This is a genomic window from Hydrogenophilus islandicus, from assembly GCF_054657095.1.
Genome location: NZ_BAAHXE010000065.1, coordinates 1 through 1,338, shown reverse-complemented (window position 1 = coordinate 1,338; position 1,338 = coordinate 1). Strand labels below are relative to the sequence as shown.

Below are 1,338 nucleotides of genomic sequence, written 5' to 3'. Positions count from 1 at the left end.
AAAGTGGTCGCGTATCAGACCTTCCCGGAATGGAACTGGACGGTGGCGGTGGGGACTTTTGAAGAGGAGCTCCGCGGCGATCTTGTCCATTCCGTAGCAATCGGCTTTGCTGAAGTTGCGGTGGCTTCGGTTCTCCTCGTTGGCTTTGTGCTTTGGCTCGTCCGCCGGGCGCTGCAACCGCTTCAGGGTGTCGTTCAGGCTGCGCAACGGATTGCTGAAGGGGACCTCACCGAACGGATCACTGCGGGGAGTCGTTCCAATAGTGACGAAATTGGCCGCCTCTCCTCCGCCTTTGCCCGCATGCAGGAGCGGTTGGCGGAGTTGATTCGCGCCCTCCAGAACCAAGCGGTGGAGGTTGAACGGCGCTCTGTGACGATCCGTGAAGGGATGGGGGCTGTCCGGCAACGGGTGAGCGACGACGCCGCAGTTACGCAGAAGATTGCCGAGCAGGTCGCACAATTTGTCGACGCGTTCAAGCGTGTCGCCGACGAGATGCGTCGCGCCGCAGACCGGGCACAGGAGAACGCTGACACCGCTGAAGCGGGGGCGCAATCGGTTGCCGCAACCATCAGTGAGATGCAACGGATCGCGGAGCTCGTCGAAGCGACCGCAGAACGAATCCACGCTCTTGACGATTATTCGCAGCAAATCAGCGCGGTGGTGGCAACGATCCGCGGGATCGCCGATCAGACCAATCTGCTCGCGTTGAACGCGGCGATTGAGGCGGCACGCGCAGGAGAGCAAGGGCGTGGGTTTGCCGTAGTGGCGGATGAGGTACGCAAACTCGCTGAACGCTCAGGCGCGGCCACCGAAGAGATCGGCGCGATGATCGGCCGGATCCAAAGCGCGACGAAAAACGCGGTGACGGTGATGGAACAAGGGGTGAGTGAGGTGCGCGCCAGCGCCGAACGCGCGCAGACGGCGCAGACAGCGATCGAGTCGATCAAGACGTTGGCGGTGGAACAGGGAGCGTCGATGGCGGTCATCGACCGCGAACTCGGTCAGAAAGCCCAAGAGGCGCAAACGGTGGTCGAGCGGCTCCAAACGGTGACCGAGCATGCGAAAGCCAACGCCCACGCAGTTGCCGAGGCGGAACAAGAAACGGTCGTCCTCGCCGACGCCGCGCAAGATCTGATGGCGCAAGCCAAACGCTTCAAAGTCTAGTTCGGAGCCCTGTTGACAGGGAAGGCCAGACCCGTATAATCACGCCTTCCCTTGCGCTGTGGTGCTTGAGCGGTGGAGTAGCAAGCGTAGCTGAAGCGTTGCGGTGCTGGGGGGGGGGGGGTTGACGGAGTGGCGGGTAGTTTGATACAGTTCCGCTTCTGTCGCGAGGATGCA

Annotated in this window: 1 protein-coding gene; it reads left to right on the top strand. The window is 62.0% G+C overall.

The window, feature by feature from the left end:
- Window positions 1-1,164 (top strand): methyl-accepting chemotaxis protein (locus ACYQ6T_RS10660; RefSeq protein WP_459830681.1); only part of this gene is annotated, 1,164 nt, incomplete at its 5' end.
- Window positions 1,165-1,338 lie beyond the last annotated feature (174 nt).